The organism is Pseudomonas sp. BGI-2, from assembly GCF_004310295.1.
Lineage (GTDB): Bacteria > Pseudomonadota > Gammaproteobacteria > Pseudomonadales > Pseudomonadaceae > Aquipseudomonas.
Window position 1 is genome coordinate 89,509 of the sequence record NZ_SISB01000010.1, and the last position, 18,814, is coordinate 108,322.

At 61.9% G+C, this 18,814-nt stretch carries 6 protein-coding genes; 4 read left to right on the plus strand and 2 right to left on the minus strand.

Annotated elements, in window-relative coordinates; all coding sequences use genetic code 11:
* Positions 1-4 precede the first annotated feature (4 nt).
* Positions 5-1,807: an acyclic terpene utilization AtuA family protein gene (locus EYC95_RS09295; protein ID WP_131060082.1), complete on the minus strand. Its 1,803-nt coding sequence runs from the start codon at positions 1,805-1,807 to the stop codon at positions 5-7.
* Between the two features lie 178 nt (positions 1,808-1,985).
* Here EYC95_RS09295 and EYC95_RS09300 point away from each other — a divergent pair, with 178 nt between their 5' ends.
* From EYC95_RS09300 to EYC95_RS09310, 3 genes are all read left to right on the plus strand, one after another.
* On the plus strand, positions 1,986-2,612 hold the full coding sequence (locus EYC95_RS09300; protein WP_131060083.1) for a TetR/AcrR family transcriptional regulator: 627 nt from the start codon (positions 1,986-1,988) through the stop codon (positions 2,610-2,612).
* 92 nt (positions 2,613-2,704) lie between these two features.
* Positions 2,705-3,499 carry an ABC transporter substrate-binding protein gene (locus EYC95_RS09305; protein ID WP_178083829.1) on the plus strand — a complete coding sequence of 265 codons (795 nt, stop codon included), beginning with the start codon at positions 2,705-2,707 and terminating at the stop codon, positions 3,497-3,499.
* 99 nt (positions 3,500-3,598) lie between these two features.
* Positions 3,599-4,612, plus strand: a complete 1,014-nt coding sequence (locus tag EYC95_RS09310; protein WP_131060085.1) for a GNAT family N-acetyltransferase — start codon at positions 3,599-3,601, stop codon at positions 4,610-4,612.
* 127 nt (positions 4,613-4,739) lie between these two features.
* Here the strand turns inward: EYC95_RS09310 and EYC95_RS09315 are convergent, their stop codons facing one another.
* Complete coding sequence (locus EYC95_RS09315) at positions 4,740-5,288, minus strand: RNA polymerase factor sigma-70 (RefSeq protein ID WP_131060086.1); 549 nt, start codon at positions 5,286-5,288, stop codon at positions 4,740-4,742.
* Between the two features lie 377 nt (positions 5,289-5,665).
* Here EYC95_RS09315 and EYC95_RS09320 point away from each other — a divergent pair, with 377 nt between their 5' ends.
* A complete protein-coding gene (locus tag EYC95_RS09320; RefSeq protein ID WP_131060087.1) occupies positions 5,666-18,649 on the plus strand; it encodes a non-ribosomal peptide synthetase in 12,984 nt (4,327 codons plus the stop codon).
* Positions 18,650-18,814 lie beyond the last annotated feature (165 nt).

The following is an 18,814-nucleotide window of genomic DNA, read 5'->3' on the forward strand; positions in this document are numbered from 1 at the left end:
TCCTCTAATTGACCTGGTCGGCGATGCGCTGGGGCACCGGAATCTGGATGTCCAGCAACTGCTGGGCGAAGGCCTTGCCTTGCGGATCGATTCGCAGGCTGGCCACGCCACCGCCGCCGAGGGCGTTCTCCAGGAGAAAATTGAAACTGTGAGTGCCGGGCAAATACCAACGCTCGACACGTCCGTGTACCGGGTCGAGGACGTGGCTCATCCAGTCGACCATCACCTCGGGCGTCAAGGCCTCGGCGATCCATGGCAGATACTCGGGCTCACGGGCCATGACGCCGATGTTGCTGTGATTACCCTTGTCGCCGGAGCGGGCCACGGCGAGTTTGATCAGGGCCACGCTGGCATCGGCGCGGCCTGTGGGGTGCGGCGGGTCGAACGGTACGGGCAAGTCATCCGGGTCGAGCACATCGACGGCGGGCAGGGCGCACGGGTGGCGCTGACCCTGGAGTTCAATTTCCAGCGTGCAGGCGGTTTTGTCGATGAGGAACGAGAACAGCCGGATCAGCGGATACACCGTCGGCCGTCCCCCGACAATCCCGGTCAGCCCCGGCGCCATGCCGGTGGCGGCCTGGGCGATTTCCCGGGAGAACACGATCAATGCCTGTTTGTTCGGATGACGCACCGCGAGTTTGATCACCACTTCACGGCTGTCCTGACGTTGGCCGTGGGGGCCGTACGTGGCCTCGCTGCCCAGAAGTTCGATGTTCACTTCGCTGTAGGACGCCCAGCCGCGCTGGCTGAAGATGTCCGAGGTCTTGTTGATGATGGCCTCGCTGACTCGACGCGCCTTGTCGACCGCATCGATCCCCGCGATCAGGCAACTGGCGGTGCAGCGCAAACCGTCCGGATACGTGGCGCTGACCTTGTATTGATCGGTCGGCGGCAGGCCTTTTGCGCCATGCACCTGAACCGCGTTTTTACCCTGTTGCACGAGTTTGACCTGGGTGAAATCGCAGACCACGTCAGGCAGCATATAGGCCTGTGGGTTGCCGATTTCATAGAGCATCTGTTCGCCGACGGTCAGTGGCGTGACCAGGCCGCCGGAGCCCTCGGGTTTGCTGACGATGAACTGGCTGTCGGCGCTGACTTCAACGATGGGGAAGCCAATGTGTTCGTAATCAGGCACGTCGCGCCAATCGGTGAAATTGCCGCCGGTGCACTGCGCTCCACATTCGATGATGTGCCCGGCCAATGCCGCCTGGGCCAGTTTGTCGTAGTCGTGCCACCGCCAGCCGAATTCATGCACCAGCGCGGCACTCACCACCGCGCTGTCCACGACGCGTCCGGTAATGACGATGTCGGCACCCAATCGAAGGGCTTCGACAATGCCCGGTGCGCCAAGGTAGGCATTGGTCGAGACGCACATCGGTGGCAACGGCGCGCCGCTGAACATTTCATGGAGGCCGCGGCTGCTCAGCTGTTTGAACTGCGGTTGCAGGTCGTCGCCCAGCAGCACGGCGATCTTCAGCGCCACCCCGGCCTTGTCGCAGGCCGCTTGCAGCGCGGCGGCGCAGGCCTGTGGATTGACCCCGCCGGCGTTGCTGATGACGCGGATTTTTTGTTCGGCGAGTTGCCCCAGCAGTGGGCTGAGGACTTCGATGAAGTCGCCCGCATAGCCCGCCTGCGGATCTTTCATCCGTGCGCCGGCCATGATCGACATCGTGATCTCGGCCAAATAGTCGAAGACCAGGTAGTCCAGGCGTCCACCTTCCACCAGTTGCGCGGCGGCGGTCGAGGTGTCGCCCCAGAACGCGCTGGCGCATCCGATGCGAATTGTTTTAGGCGCAGCCAATTCCATAACCACCTCCGACAGAAGTGCATCGAGACTACCAAGCAAGCGCTTGGTTTGTAAACGGCTGAAATATCTTCTGCCCAAGCGCTTGCTTGGTTGCCGTCGCCAGCTTAAATTGCCCGCGCAACCCCGCTGTTTTAGCGGCGGGCGGCGCATCTGATTGATCGACTGTAGGAGAGAACGGGTGGACGAGCAAAAAGCCCTGGGGGTCATGCGCGAATTGGTCGACAACGGCCAATTGACCGACCCTGACAGCGCCCGCGGCAAACTGCTGCAAGTGGCGGCTCACCTGTTCCGCAACAAAGGTTATGAACGCACCACCGTGCGCGATCTGGCCGGTGCCGTGGGCATTCAGTCGGGCAGCATCTTTCATCACTTCAAAAGCAAGGACGAGATCCTGCGGGCGGTGATGGAGGAGACCATTCGCTACAACACGGCGTTGATGCACGCCGCTCTGGCCGAGGCCGTCAACGTACGCGAGCGGGTGCTGGCGCTGATTCGCTGCGAATTGCAGTCGATCATGGGCGGCAGCGGCGAGGCCATGGCGGTGTTGGTGTATGAATGGCGTTCGCTGTCCGAAGACGGGCAGGTGCAGGTGCTGGCGCTGCGCGATATTTATGAAGCGCTTTGGCTGCAGGTGCTGGGTGAAGCCAAGGAGGCCGGTTTTATCCGCGGCGATGTGTTCATCACGCGCCGTTTTCTCACGGGCGCGTTGTCCTGGACCACCACCTGGTTTCGTGCCGGCGGCAGCATGAGCCTCGATCAACTGGCCGATGAGGCATTGATACTTGTGCTCGAAGAGAAGCAATAAGTTGTCATGTGTCTGCAGGAAACTGGCTAAGTGGCCGAAACCGCCTAGCTTGAATGCATTGATGGGTATTTTTTGGGGAGTGGGTTGTTTTGATGTCTTCGCCAATTAGGACGGCCTCGCAGCTTTTGCTGGCGTCGCTCGTGGCAGTCTGGGTGTTGCCATCCCAGGCTGCGCAACTGGTGCGGGTCGGTGCCGCACATTTCCCGCCTTATACCGTGCGCCCCGAGTCCGGTGCCGACACGGGCCTGTTGCCGCAATTGGTCGAAGCCTTGAATCAATTGCAGAGTGACTATCAGTTCGTTCTGGTGCCGACTTCGATTCCCCGCAGGTTCGGTGATTTCAAGCAAGGTCGGGTCGATATGGCCATTTTCGAGAACCCGGACTGGGGCTGGAAGGACATTCCCCACACCAGCGTCGACATGGGCCTTGAAGACGCCGAGATTTTCGTCGCGCAACGTGAGCCCGATCGCCAGCAAAGCTATTTTGCCGACCTCACCGGCAAGCGTCTGGCCCTGTTCAGCGGCTATCACTATGAGTTCGCCAACTTCAATGCCGACCCGAAATTCCTCGCGCAGAACTACAACGCCACGCTGACCTATTCCCATGACAGCAACTTGCTGATGGTGCTGCGCGGGCGGGCCGACGTTGCCCTGGTGACGCGCTCCTACCTGAGCGAATACCTGCTGCGCAACGAGCAAGTGGCTGATCAGTTGCTGGTGTCCCAGAGCATCGATCAGGTCTATCACCACTACGCGATCCTGCGTCCGGCCGCGCCCATCGGTGGCGAAGCGTTCGGCAAGTTGCTGCAAGGGTTGCGGGACAATGGCCAGATGCTGAAGATTTTCGATCCGTACAAGATCGCGGTGGTGCCGGTGCCCAAACCCTGATGGGCACCGCAGGTCGCGTCATTCGCGACTTCGCTTAAATTTTTTGCCCCAGCTCACGTCACATCGTTGAACTGTCGACGATTATCGTGAGCCCGACCCATGCCCAATCTGAATGACCTGACTGCCCTGGCCCTGCCCAACGGAAGCCGTCTTGTAGCTGATGAAACCCAGACTCGCCTGCACCTCAGCCTGGAAGGGCAGCCACTGATCGAGCTACGCCTGACCCGTAAACCCGAGTTGCAGGTGCAGATAGAAAAGCGCTTCGACACCTTTGAAGGGCAGGCACTCTGGGCGACCTGTTATTGGCTGTTCGCCCGTGATCCGGCGTGTCAGCAGGTGATTTTCCAACTTCAGCAATCGCCCACCGACGCCTTGTCGAGCGGTTTGCTAATTCCCACTGAAACCGTTGGCCAATACCGCTGCGAACGCACGATGTTCTGGCAATTGCCTCAGCCTTGGCAGGGCGAGTCGCTGGCCGCCAGTTATCCCCCGCGTATGGTCATCAGTGGCGGCAAGCGTCATCCACTGCGCCCGATAAAACCACGGGGTGAAGTCTATCGGCGCTTCGATGCGCGGCTTGGCGCCTGGATTTCCCTGCGTACGGTGGACATCGACCTGGACCTGGCGCGTTTCAATCGCTGGCAGAACAGCCCGCGGGTGGCGAGTTTCTGGCAGGAGGAGGGCAGCCTCGAACAGCACCGTGAATACCTGAGCAAGCTTGAGGCGGACCCGCACACGGTGACGCTGATCGGTTGTTTCGATGATCAGCCGTTTGCCTATTTCGAAGCCTATTGGGCCAAGGAAGATCGCATCGCGCCGTTCTATGACGCCGGCGATTACGACCGCGGTATCCACATGCTGGTGGGTGAAGAAAATCACCGCGGCCCGCACAAGGTGGCGAGCTGGTTATCGGCGCTGACGCATTACCTGTTTCTCGACGACCCGCGCACTCAGCGCGTGGTCGCCGAGCCTCGCGCCGACAACGCGAAGATGATCGGGTACATGCAAAACCAGGGTTACCACTGCGAGAAAGAGTTCGACTTCCCACACAAGCGCGCGGCGTTGATGATGCTGGGGCGTGAGCGGTTTTTTGATCGGTGTGCGTTGGCTTGATGGGGACAGCTCAAGGTTTGCACCGACCTTGAGTCAGTCTTCGCGGGCAAGCCTCGCTCCTACAGGATTTGCGGTTGAATGTGATTCAGCGACAAACCAGTAGGAGCGAGGCTTGCCCGCGAAGCTTTTAGCGGCGGGCAAAGGTATCCGCACGATTGCCAGACACCTTGCGGCAGTGCACCAGCGCATCGCGAATCATGAAGTTGACCAGGGTCGGTGAGACGCCGAGTTCCTTGGCGATGTCCTTTTGCGGCACACCGTGCAGGCGGTACATCTCGAAGGCGTAACGGGTGCGGCTCGGCAGCTCCGTCAGCGCATCGGCAATGTTTTCCAGGGTCGAGAAATTGATGTGCGAGGTTTCCGGCGAAGCGCCCTGAATCACCACGTTCAGACCTTCCTCTTCCGGCCCTGAATACTTCTGCTCCAGCGCCTGTTTGCGATAGTGGTCGATCGCCAGGTTGCGCACGATCTGGAACAGATAACTGAGCTGAGCCTTGAAGGACGACGTGATTTGCGGCGCCGATTGCAGTCGGAAAAACGCATCCTGGACCACGTCTTCAGCACGCGACCGGCAGCCGGTAATGCGGGCTGCAATTTTGACCAGAATCAGTCGGTTGTCGACAAAGGCCTGAAGTAGCGGTGAATCGCACCTGCTTGTGGATACTTGTTCCGTCATGGAAATCACCTTGCTGCCAATAGGTTGGTGGGACGGCGAGGGGGGCCGGCCTACACATCGAGCGACAAATTATTCTTAATGATAATGATTGTCAATTGAGAAAGAGAATTAATGCATCGCGATGGTGCGGAGTGAGAACTGCGACACGCTGCCGCACCTGCTTGCGGCATCCAAACCCCTTGGCGGTCAAGCCTGCCGACTAATTATTTCAAGACGTCATCCGTTCTCATTGGTGAAAGGTGCCGGGTAAATCCCGGCCAAAACAGCATTCCCAATGCCTTGCGCAGTCGGCGAAGACCGCGTCCTGCATGCCCTTCTATGGGCGTGACGTAAGAAAACCGATTCCATTTGCAAGCCGAATTCAGGCAGGAAACCTCATGACCGACGCGTTCGAACTCCCAAGCAATCTGGTCCAAGCCCTCCAGCGCCGCGCGGCCCTGACGCCGGATCGGGTGGCCTTGCGTTTTCTCGCCGAAACCCCGGATCAGGCTGTGGTCCTCAGTTATCGCGACCTGGATCTGCGGGCGCGAACCATTGCTGGTGCGTTGCAGGCCGAGGCTGAATTCGGCGATCGCGCCGTGCTGCTGTTTCCCAGTGGCCCGGATTACGTCGCGGCGTTTTTTGGCTGCCTGTATGCCGGTGTGATCGCGGTGCCGGCCTATCCACCCGAGTCGGCTAAACGTCATCACCAGGAACGTCTGCTGTCGATCATCAGCGACGCCGAGCCGCGCTTGTTGCTGACCAGCGCCGGCCTGCGCGACGCCTTGCAGCAGATTGAAGGTGCGCCGCCGCTGCTTTGCGTCGACACCCTCGACGGTGCCTTGGCCGACAGCTGGATCGAGCCGAACCTGGCAGACGACCACATCGCGTTCCTGCAATACACCTCAGGTTCCACCGCGCTACCCAAAGGTGTGCAAGTCAGCCACGGAAATCTGGTGGCCAACGAACTGCTGATTCGTCATGGTTTCGGCATCGATCTGAACCCGGATGATGTGATCGTCAGCTGGCTGCCGCTGTACCACGACATGGGCCTGATCGGTGGTCTGTTGCAGCCGATTTTCAGCGGCGTGCCGTGCGTGTTGATGTCGCCGGCCTATTTCCTTGGTCGGCCGTTGCGCTGGCTGGAAGCGATCAGCGAATACGGCGGCACCATCAGCGGCGGACCGGATTTCGCCTACCGCCTGTGCAGCGAACGCGTCAGCGAATCAGCGCTGGAGCGCCTCGACCTGAGTGGCTGGCGCGTGGCGTATTCCGGCTCCGAACCGATTCGTCTCGACACCCTCGATCGCTTTGGCGAGAAATTCGCGGCGTGCGGTTTCACCACCGACAGCTTCATGGCGTCTTACGGGTTGGCCGAAGCCACTTTGTTCGTCGCCGGAACCCCGCGCGGTCAGGGCATCGGCAACCTGCGCGTGGACGATCAAGCCTTGGCCCAGAACCGTGCGGAGGCAGGCGTTGGCAGCGCGATCATGAGTTGCGGCATCAGTCAGCCGGATCACGCGGTGCTGATTGTCGATCCGGTCGCGCTCAATGAACTCGCCGACAACGTGGTCGGCGAAGTCTGGGCCGCCGGGCCGAGCATCGCCCATGGCTACTGGCGCAACCCCGAGGCCAGCGCCAAGACCTTCGTCCAGCACAACGACCGGACCTGGTTGCGCACTGGAGACCTGGGTTTCATGCGTGACGGTGAATTGTTCATCACCGGACGCCTGAAAGACATGCTGATCGTGCGCGGTCACAACCTTTACCCGCAGGACATCGAGCAGACCGTCGAACGCGAAGTGGAAGTGGTGCGCAAAGGTCGCGTCGCCGCTTTCGCCGTCAACATCGACGGTCAGGAAGGCATCGGCATCGCTGCGGAAATCAGCCGCAGCGTGCAGAAAATCCTCCCTCCCGACGCCCTGATCAAAGCCATTCGCCAAGCCGTGGCCGAGGCGTATCAGGAAGCGCCGAGCGTGGTGGTGTTGCTCAATCCGGGCGCGTTACCCAAGACCTCCAGCGGCAAACTGCAACGCTCGGCCTGCCGAAATCGACTGGCGGACGGTAGCCTCGACAGCTTTGCGCTGTTTCCGTCGGCGGACGTTCAGGGCGAATCCCAAACCGAATCAGGTTCCGAGCTGCAAACCCTGATCGGCCAGATCTGGTGCGAGCAACTGCAGGTCAAACAGGTCAACGCCGACGATCACTTCTTCCTGCTCGGTGGCAACTCCATCGCCGCCACGCAAGTGGTCGCGCGCCTGCGTGAAGCACTCGGTCTGGAGCTGAATCTGCGCCTGCTGTTCGAAGCGCCAACCCTTGGCGCGTTCACCGCCGCTGTCGCTCAGTTGCAACAGGACGGCGGCCTGGCCCAAGGCGCGATCACCACACTGCCTCGCAACGAACCGATGCCGCAATCCCTGGCGCAAAACCGTCTCTGGATCACTTGGCAGCTCGACCCGCAGAGCAGCGCCTACAACATTCCCGGCGCCTTGCGCCTGCGCGGCGAGCTGGACGAAGACGCCTTGCGCGCCAGCTTCCAGCAATTGATCGAACGTCATGAATCCCTGCGTACGCGGTTCTTCGAACGTGACGGCGTGGCACTGCAACAGGTCGATGCGGCGAGCGAATTCAACCTGCAATTGATCGACATCAGCGACCTGCCCACCGCCGAGCGTGAAACTTGCGCACTGCAAATCCGTGAGGACGAAGCCCGTACCCAGTTCGATCTGGAGAAAGGCCCGCTGCTGTGGGTGACGCTGGTGCGCCTCGACGATGAGGACCATCAGCTGTTGGTGACGATGCACCACATCATCGCCGATGGCTGGTCGCTGAACGTACTGATCGACGAGTTCTCGCGCCTGTACGCCGCGGCGTCCCAAGGGCAAACAGCGACACTGCCGGCATTGCTCACGCACTACGCCGACTACGGCAGCTGGCAGCGTCAATGGCTGGCGCAAGGGGAGGGCGAGCGCCAACTGGCCTACTGGAAAGCGCAGCTGGGTGAGGAACATCCAACTCTGAACCTGGCCACCGATCACCCACGCTCGGCCCAGCACATTTACAGCGCTGCTCGTCATTCCATAAAGCTGGACGCGACCTTGAGCGACGCCATTCGCCAGACCGCCCAGGCGCAGGAATCGACGCCGTTTATGCTGTTGCTCGCCGCGTTCCAAAGCCTGCTGCACCGCTACAGCGGCCAGCGCGACATCCGCATCGGCGTGCCGAATGCCAACCGCCCGCGCCTGGAAACCCAGGGGCTGATCGGCTTCTTCATCAACACCCAAGTGCTGCGCGCCGAGGTGGACCCGCGTCTGCCATTCGTTGAGCTGCTGGTGCAAACCCGTCACGCCGCGCTCGGCGCACAAGCGCATCAGGATCTGCCCTTCGAACAATTGCTGGAAGCGTTCCCGCAGGCTCGCGAGCAAGGCCTGTTCCAGGTGATGTTCAACCACCAGCAACGGGATTTGAGCGCACTGCGCCGTCTGCCTGGATTGCTCGCCGAAGAACTGCCGTGGCACAGCCGCGAAGCCAAGTTCGACCTGCAACTGCACAGCGAAGAAGACCAGAAAGGTCGCCTGAGCCTGTCCTTCGACTATGCCAGCGAAAGGTTCGACGCGACGACCATCGAGCGTCTTGCCGAGCACTTCAGCAACCTGCTGCGGGCCATTTGCGTACAGCCGTCAACCGCCATCGGCGACCTGCAACTGCTGACCCCAGACGAAAACGGCCAACACACTTCCTGGAGCGCCGCACCCTGCACACCGGCCAGCCAATGGCTGCCGGAGCTGCTCAACGAACAAGCGCGCCTGACCCCGGAACGCACCGCGCTGAAGTGGGACGGCGGCAGCCTCGATTTCGCTGAACTGCACACCCAGGCCAACCGCCTGGCCCATTACCTGCGCGACAAAGGCGTCGGTCCGGACGTTTGCGTGGCCATCGCCGCGGAGCGTTCGCCGCAGTTGCTGATCGGCCTGCTGGCGATCATCAAGGCCGGTGGCGCCTACGTGCCGCTGGACCCGGATTACCCGGCCGAGCGCCTGGCCTACATGCTCAGTGACAGCGGCGTCGAATTGCTGCTGACCCAAACCGGATTACTCGAACGCTTGCCGGCCACCGACGGCGTCAGCGTGATCGCCATGGACGCCTTGCATCTGGAGAACTGGCCAAGCCAGGCACCGGGCCTGCACCTGCACGGCGACAACCTGGCCTACGTGATTTACACCTCGGGTTCGACCGGTCAACCGAAAGGCGTCGGCATCACCCATGCGGCGCTGGCCGAGCGGCTGGAATGGATGCAGAACACCTACGGTTTGAACGACACCGACGTGCTGATGCAAAAAGCCCCGATCAGTTTCGACGTGTCGGTGTGGGAGTGCTTCTGGCCGCTGATCACTGGCGCACGCTTGCTGATCGCCGGCCCCGGCGAGCATCGCGATCCGCATCGCATCGCGCAGTTGGTCCAGCAATACGGCGTGACCACGCTGCACTTCGTACCGCCGCTGCTTTCATTGTTCATTGATGAGCCGCTGACAGCCGAATGCACCAGCCTGCGCCGGGTCTTCTCCGGTGGCGAAGCCTTGCCCGCCGAACTGCGCAACCGCGTGCTGGAACACCTGCCAGCCGTACAACTGCACAACCGCTACGGCCCGACCGAAACCGCAATCAACGTCACCCATTGGCACTGCACCGCCGCCGATGGCGAGCGCTCACCGATTGGCCGTCCGTTGGGCAACGTGGTGTGTCGCGTGCTCGACAGCGACCTCAACCCGGTGCCGGCCGGTGTGCCGGGTGAACTGTGCATCAGCGGTATTGGCCTGGCTCGGGGTTACCTCGGTCGTCCGTCCCTGACTGCCGAACGCTTTGTCGTCGATCCACTGGGCGAGCAGGGCGCGCGTCTGTACCGCACCGGCGACCGTGCACGCTGGACCGCTGACGGCGTGATCGAATACCTCGGTCGCCTCGATCAGCAGGTCAAACTGCGCGGCTTTCGCGTTGAACCGGAAGAAATCGAAGCCCGTTTGCTGACCCAGAATGGCGTCGCCCAAGCCGTGGTGCTGGTGCGTGAGACATCGGCCGGTGGGCAGTTGATCGGTTACTACACCGCCACCGACTCAACCGAATCCGAAGACACGCAAACCGCACGCCTTAAAACCGCACTGGCGGCTGAGTTGCCGGAATACATGGTCCCGGCGCAGTTGATGCGTCTGGACGAAATGCCCCTGAGTCCGAGTGGCAAACTCGACCGTCGCGCCTTGCCCGAACCACAGTGGCAAGTGCGCGAACACGTCGAACCAATCACTGCACTGGAGCAACAAATCGCCGGCATCTGGCGTGAAGTGCTAGGCCAAAAACAGATCGGCTTGCGCGACGATTTCTTCGCCCTCGGCGGTCATTCGTTGTTGGCCACGCAAATCATCTCCCGTACCCGTCAGGCCTGCGACGTCGAGTTGCCGCTGCGAGCGCTGTTCGAAAACAGCGAACTGGGGGCGTTCGCCGAACAGGTGCAATTGATCCAGGCCAGCGGCAACACCAACCAGCAACCGCCGATAGAAAAAGTCGACCGTAGCCAACCGGTGCCGCTGTCCTATTCCCAGCAGCGCATGTGGTTCCTCTGGCAGATGGAGCCGGACAGCCCGGCCTACAACGTCGGCGGCATGGCGCGGCTGCGCGGTGTGCTGGATGTCGGGCGTTTCGAAGCGGCGCTGCAAGCGCTGATCATGCGTCACGAAACCCTGCGCACCACGTTCCCGAGCATCGACGGTGTGGCCCAGCAACGGGTGCATGCGCAAACCGGCATGCGCATGGACTGGAAAGATTTCTCGGCGCTGGACGCCGACAGTCGTGAACAGTGCGTGCAACAACTGGCTGACGACGAGGCGCATAAACCGTTCGATCTGGAAACCGGTCCGCTGCTGCGCGCCTGCCTGGTCAAGACCGCCACGCACGAACACTACCTGGTGCTGACCCTGCACCACATCGTCACCGAAGGCTGGGCGATGGACATTTTCGCCCGTGAATTGAGCGCGCTTTACGAAGCGTTCGTCGATGACCGCGAATCGCCGTTGGCACCGCTGCCGGTGCAGTACCTGGATTACAGCGTCTGGCAGCGTCAGTGGCTGGAGTCCGGCGAGCGTCAACGCCAGCTCGACTACTGGACCGCACAACTGGGTCGCGAACATCCGCTGCTGGAATTGCCTGCCGATCGTCCGCGTCCGCCGGTGCAAAGCCATCAGGGCGAACTGTTCCGTTTCGACCTGAGCGATGACCTCGCCGCACGGGTCCGCGCCTTCAATGCGCAAAACGGTCTGACCCTGTTCATGACCATGACCGCTGCGCTAGCCGTGCTGCTTTACCGCTACAGCGGCCAGACCGACCTGCGCATCGGTGCGCCGGTGGCCAACCGGATTCGCCCGGAAAGCGAAGGGCTGATCGGTGCGTTTCTCAACACCCAGGTGTTGCGTTGCCAGCTCCACGGGCAGATGTCCGTCGGCGAGTTGTTCGAGCAGGTGCGCTACACCGTGATCGAAGGCCAGTCCCATCAAGACCTGCCGTTCGATCATCTGGTGGAGGCGTTGCAGCCACCGCGCAGCGCCGCTTACAACCCGCTGTTCCAGGTGATGTGCAACGTGCAGCGCTGGGAATTCCAGCAGAGCCGCACCCTGGCCGGCATGACCGTCGAGTACCTGGCCAACGATGCCCGCGCGACCAAGTTCGACCTCAACCTGGAAGTCACCGACCTCGATCACCGACTGGGTTGCTGCCTGACTTACAGCACCGATTTGTTCGATGAGCCACGCATTGCGCGCATGGCCGGGCACTGGCGCAATCTGCTGGAAGCGCTGCTGAGCGATCCGCAACAGCGCCTCAGCGAACTGCCGTTGCTGGAAGCCACGGAACAGCAAACGCTGCTGGACAGCCTTGGCGTCGAGCCGGGCGAGCATCGCCTCGACCAGTGCATTCATCACCTGTTCAGCGAGCAGGCACTGGTCCGCAAGGAGGCTCCGGCGTTGACGTTTGCGGGTCAAACCCTGAGCTACGCCGAACTCGACAGCCGCGCCAATCGCCTGGCCTGGATGCTCCGTGAGCGCGGCGTTGGCCCGCAGGTTCGCGTCGGCCTGGCGCTTGAGCGTTCGCTGGAAATGGTCATCGGCCTGTTGGCGATCCTCAAGGCCGGCGGCGCCTATGTGCCGCTGGACCCGGAGTACCCGCTGGATCGTCTGCATTACATGATCGAAGACAGCGGCATCGGTCTGCTGCTCAGCGATGCGGCCATGTTTGACGCGCTCGGCGATTTGCCGGCAACCGTCGCTCGCTGGTGCCTCGAAGAGGACGCCGCCGCACTGGCGAATTACCCGGCCACCGAACTGCCATTTATCAGCCTGCCGCAGCATCAGGCGTACCTGATTTACACCTCGGGCTCAACCGGCAAGCCGAAAGGCGTGGTGGTGTCCCACGGCGAAATCGCCATGCATTGCCGCGCCGTGATCGAGCGTTTCGGCATGCGCCCGGACGATTGCGAATTGCATTTCTACTCAATCAACTTCGACGCCGCGACCGAGCGTTTGCTGGTGCCGTTGTTGAGTGGTGCCCAGGTTGTTCTGCGCGCCCAGGGTCAGTGGGACGCGGAAGAAATCTGCGGCCTGATCCGTCGCCACCCCATCAACATCCTTGGCTTCACCCCAAGCTACGGCAGCCAATTGGCGCAGTGGTTGGTGACCCAGGGCGAAACCCTGCCGGTGCGCATGTGCATCACGGGTGGCGAAGCTCTGACCGGCGAACACCTGGCGCGAATTCGCGCGGCGTTCAAACCGAGCCTGTTTTTCAACGCCTATGGCCCGACCGAAACCGTGGTCATGCCGCTGGCGAGCCTGGCACCTGAGCAACTGGAAGAAGGCTTGGGCAGCGTGCCGATCGGCAGCGTGATCGGCGCGAGGGTGGCGTACATTCTCGACGCTGACCTGGCCTTGGTGCCGCAAGGCGCGACCGGCGAGTTGTACGTCGGCGGTGCCGGCCTGGCGCAGGGTTATCACCAGCGTCCGGGCATGACCGCCGAGCGGTTTGTGGCGGATCCGTTCGCAGCCAATGGCGGGCGTCTGTACCGCACGGGCGACCTTGTGCGCCAGCGTGCCGATGGTCTGGTGGAGTACCTCGGGCGCATCGACCATCAAGTGAAGATTCGCGGCTTCCGCATCGAACTCGGTGAAATCGAAACCCGCCTGCTGGAGCATGAGTCGATCCGCGAAGCCGTGGTGCTGGCCCTCGACGCACCGAGCGGCAAACAACTGGTCGGCTATCTGGTGACCGACGTCGCCGAGCAGGACGAGACGCAACAAGCGGCGCTGCGCGAAGCGCTGAAGACTCACCTCAAATCGCAGTTGCCGGATTACATGGTGCCGACGCACCTGATCCTGCTGGCCAGCATGCCGCTGACCGCCAACGGCAAACTCGACCGCCGCGCGTTGCCGGCACCGGACCCGGAACTGAACCGTCAGCACTACGTGGCGCCGAGCAACGAGCTGGAACTGACCTTGGCCGGCATCTGGTGCGAAGTGTTGAACGTTGAGCAAGTGGGCCTCAACGACAACTTCTTCGAACTGGGCGGCGATTCGATCCTGTCGATCCAGGTGGTCAGCCGTGCGCGGCAGCAGGGCATTCATTTCAGTCCGCGTGACCTGTTCCAGCACCAGACCGTGCAGACCCTGGCTGCCGTGGCGACCCGCACGGAGCAGGTCGCTGCCGAGCAGGGCTTACTCGCCGGCGAATCGCGTCTGACGCCGATTCAGCACTGGTTCTTCGACACCGACATTCCCCAGCGTCAGCACTGGAACCAGGCGTTGATGCTGGAACCGACCGTCGTGCTGGAACCCCATCGCCTAGAGCAAGCGCTGCTGGCGGTGATCGAACAGCACGATGCGTTGCGTCTGCGCTTCACCCAAACCGACGCGCAATGGCACGCCGAGCATCAAGCGATTTCCGACGTGCCGGTGCTGTGGCAAGTGCGGGTCTCGTCCATGGACAAATGCACCGCACTGTTTGCCGATGCCCAACGCAGCCTCGACCTCGAACACGGGCCGGTGATGCGCGTGCTGCTGGTCGATGGTCCCAAAGGCCAACAACGGTTGTTCATCGCCATTCACCACCTGGTGGTGGACGGCGTTTCGTGGCGTGTTTTGCTGGACGATCTGCAAACCGTTTACCGTCAACTGGACGCCCAGCAGTCGGTCAAACTGCCGGCGAAAACCAGTGCGTTCAAGGATTGGGCCGCACGCTTGCAGGCCTATGCCGGTAGCGAATCCCTGCGTGAAGAACTGAGCTGGTGGCAGTCGCAACTGGCCGGGCCGAGCGTTGAGTTGCCGTGTGATCGTCCGCAAGGTGGCCAGCAGAATCGTCATGCACAAACCGTCAGCGTGCGGTTGGATGCCGAGCGTACCCGCCAGTTGCTGCAACAGGCCCCGAGCGCCTATCGCACCCAGGTCAACGATCTGCTGCTGACCGCGTTGGCTCGGGTGCTGTGCAACTGGAGCGGACAGGAATCGGCGTTGATTCAACTCGAAGGCCATGGCCGCGAAACCCTGTTCGACGAGATCGACCTGACCCGCACCGTCGGCTGGTTCACCAGCGCTTATCCGCTGCGGTTGGTTCCAACGACGGAGCAGGGCGCTTCGATCAAGGCGATCAAGGAACAACTGCGCGCCGTGCCGCACAAAGGTCTGGGTTATGGCGTGCTGCGTTATCTGGCTGATGACCTGAGTCGTCAGACCCTGGCCGCGTTGCCGGTGGCGCCGATCACCTTCAACTACCTCGGTCAATTCGACCAGAGCTTCGGCGCGGACGCGTTGTTCCGTCCACTGGACGAGCCCGTCGGCGCGGCCCACGATCCGCACGCGCCGCTGCCCAATGAGCTGAGCGTCGACAGCCAGGTTTATGGCGGTGAACTGGTGCTGCGCTGGACGTTCAGCGCCGAACGCCACGATCCGCAAGCCATCACCGACCTGGCGAACGCTTTCCTGGGCGAACTGCAAAGCCTGATCGAGCATTGCTTGCAGGACGATGCCGGCGGCCTGACGCCGTCCGACTTCCCGCTGGCCAAACTGACTCAGCCACAGCTTGACGCGCTGCCGATTCCGCCCGCGGTCATCGAAGACGTCTACCCGCTGACCCCGATGCAGGAAGGCATGCTGCTGCACACCTTGCTGGAACCGGGCACCGGCCTCTACTACATGCAGGATCGCTACCGCATCAACAGCGAACTCGATCCGCAGCGTTTCGCCCAGGCCTGGCAAGCGGTGATCGCCCGCCACGAAGCCCTGCGCGCATCGTTCTGCTGGAACGTCGGCGAAGACATGCTGCAAGTGATCCACAAACCCGGCAGCACGCCGATTGAAGTCCTCGACTGGACCGCGATTGCCGAAGCTGAGCAGGAGCCAAAACTGCAAGCACTGCTCAAAAGCGAGCGCGAAGCCGGGTTCGATCTGCTCAATCAGGCACCGTTCCACCTGCGCCTGATCAAGGTCGGCGCGGCGCGTTACTGGTTTATGATGAGCAACCACCACATCCTCATCGATGCCTGGTGCCGCTCGCTGTTGATGAACGATTTCTTCGAAATCTATACCGCCCTCGGCGAAGGTCGAGAGGCACAACTGGCCGTACCGCCGCGTTATCGCGACTACATCGGCTGGCTGCAACGCCAGAGCCTGGCTGAGGCGCGGCAGTGGTGGAAATCCAACCTGCAAGGTTTCGAGCGGACCACGCCGATCCCGAGCGACCGACCGTTCCTGCGCGAACATGCCGGTGAAAGCGGCGGCATGGTCGTCGGTGACCGCTACACCCGCCTCGATGCCCGTGACGGTGAGCAACTGCGCGAACTGGCGCAGGCGCATCAACTGACCATCAACACCTTCGCCCAAGCGGCGTGGGCCTTGGTGCTGCGGCGTTTGAGCGGTGATCGTGATGTGCTGTTCGGCGTCACGGTGGCCGGGCGTCCGGTGGAAATGCCGGAAATGCAGCGCACCGTCGGGCTGTTCATCAACAGCATTGCGCTGCGGGTGAAAATGCCCGAAGACGATCAACGTTGCAGCGTGCGCCAGTGGCTGAGCGGTTTGCTCGACAGCAACATGCAACTGCGCGAGTACGAATACCTGCCGCTGGTGAGCATCCAGGAAAACAGCGAACTACCTAAAGGCCAGCCGCTGTTCGACAGCCTGTTTGTGTTCGAAAACGCACCGGTGGAAATCTCCGTGCTGGACCGTGCGCAAAGCCTCAACGCGACCTCGGATTCGGGCCGTACCCACACCAACTTCCCGCTGACGGCGGTCTGCTATCCGGGCGATGACCTGGGGTTGCACCTGTCTTACGACCAGCGTTATTTCGATGAATCGACCGTCGAGCGCATGCTCGGTGAGTTCAAGCGGTTGCTGCTGGCGCTGGTCGACGGTTTCCATGGCGACATGGCCGATCTGCCGCTGCTGGGCGCCGAAGAACAGGATTTCCTGATCCATGGCTGCAACCAGAGCGAGCACGATTACCCGCTGGAGCAAAGTTATGCCGCGTTGTTCGAAGCGCAGGTCGCTCAGCATCCGCAGCGCATTGCCGCCAGTTGCCAGGACCAGCAACACAGTTACGTTGAGCTGAACCAGCGCAGCAACCGTCTCGGTCATGCGTTGATCGCGGCCGGGGTCGGGCTGGATCAACCGGTGGCGTTGTTGGCTGAACGTAACCTCGATTTGCTCGGCATGATCATCGGCAGCTTTAAGGCGGGGGCGGGTTATCTGCCGCTGGATCCGGGGCTGCCGAGTCAGCGCCTGAGCCGGATCATCGACCTGAGCCGCACACCGTTGCTGGTCTGCACGCAGGCCTGCCGCGAGCAAGCCATCGCACTGCTGGAAGAGTTCAGTTGCGCCATTCGGCCGAAGTTGCTGGTCTGGGAAGAGGTGCAGGCGAGCGATGTCTCGGTGGCGAATCCGGGTATTTACAGTGGCCCGGACAACCTCGCTTACGTGATCTACACCTCGGGTTCCACCGGTTTGCCGAAAGGCGTGATGGTCGAGCAGCGCGGCATGCTCAACAACCAATTGAGCAAAGCGCCGTACTTGAATTTGAGCGATGCCGACGTGATCGCCCAGACGGCTTCGCAAAGCTTCGACATTTCGGTCTGGCAGTTCCTCGCCGCGCCGCTGTTCGGGGCGCGGGTGGACATCGTGCCGAACACCATCGCCCATGATCCGCAAGGGTTGCTGGCGCACGTGTCGACCCAAGGCATTACCGTGCTGGAAAGCGTGCCGTCGCTGATTCAGGGCATGCTCGCCCATGAACGCATGAGCCTCGACGGCCTGCGCTGGATGTTGCCGACCGGCGAAGCAATGCCGCCGGAGCTGGCGCATCAGTGGCTGCTGCGTTATCCGGATATCGGGCTGGTGAACGCTTATGGTCCGGCGGAATGCTCGGACGATGTGGCGTTCTTCCGCGTTGACATGGCCTCGACCCGTGGCAGCTACCTGCCGATCGGTACGCCAACCGACAACAACCGTTTGTACCTGCTCGATGGCGCGCTGGAATTGGTGCCGTTGGGTGCGGTGGGCGAGTTGTGTGTCGCCGGCACCGGGGTCGGGCGCGGTTATGTCAGCGATCCTTTGCGCACCGCTCAGGTGTTTGTACCGAACCCGTTCGGCGCGCCGGGGGATCGTCTGTATCGCACCGGCGACCTGGCCCGTCGACGCAGTGACGGTGTGCTGGAATACGTCGGGCGTATCGACCATCAAGTGAAGATCCGCGGTTACCGCATCGAACTGGGTGAAATCGAAGCGCGTCTGCATGAGCAACCGCAAGTGCGTGAAGCGGCGGTCGGCGTGCAAGAAGGCGTGAACGGCAAGCATCTGGTTGGCTATCTGGTGGCGGCTGACTCGGCGCTGAACCCGTCCGAATGCCTGGAGCGCATCAAGCAACGCCTGCGCGCCGAACTGCCGGAATACATGGTGCCACTGCATTGGTTGTGGCTGGACCGGATGCCGCTCAATGCCAACGGCAAACTCGATCGCAAGGCGCTGCCGGCGCTGGAGATCGGGCGGTTGCAAAGCCAGGACTATCAGGCGCCGCGCAATGAGCTGGAGCAGACGTTGGCGGATATCTGGGCTGAGGTGCTGAAAGTCGAACAGGTGGGCGTGCGCGACAACTTCTTCGAGCTGGGCGGGCATTCGTTGCTGGCAACGCAAATCGCTTCGCGGGTGCAAAAAGCCCTGCAGCGCGATGTGCCGTTGCGGGCGATGTTCGAGTGCAGCACGGTGGCGGAGTTGGCTGAGTACATCGACGGGTTGGCGGCGAGTGACATCACCGAGGAGAAGGTGGATCGCCTGAATGACCTGATGGCGGAGTTGGAGGGGCTGTAATTCTCTAGCGTCTGCGCGGGCCCCTTCGCGGGCAAGCCTCGCTCCTACAGGTTTTCACGCATCCCTGTAGGAGCGAGGCTTGCCCGCGAAGGGGCCGCCGCAAGTACCACAAGGTTGACTGCGGATCGCCGGCGGCACAGTCTCCCGACTCCAGTTTTCACCAAG

Coding starts and splice junctions, on each gene's coding strand:
- EYC95_RS09295 (WP_131060082.1), bottom strand. CDS start 1,807: ATGGAATTGGCTGCGCCTAAAACAATTCGCATCGGATGCGCCAGCGCG.
- EYC95_RS09305 (WP_178083829.1), top strand. CDS start 2,705: ATGTCTTCGCCAATTAGGACGGCCTCGCAGCTTTTGCTGGCGTCGCTC.
- EYC95_RS09310 (WP_131060085.1), top strand. CDS start 3,599: ATGCCCAATCTGAATGACCTGACTGCCCTGGCCCTGCCCAACGGAAGC.
- EYC95_RS09315 (WP_131060086.1), bottom strand. CDS start 5,288: ATGACGGAACAAGTATCCACAAGCAGGTGCGATTCACCGCTACTTCAG.
- EYC95_RS09320 (WP_131060087.1), top strand. CDS start 5,666: ATGACCGACGCGTTCGAACTCCCAAGCAATCTGGTCCAAGCCCTCCAG.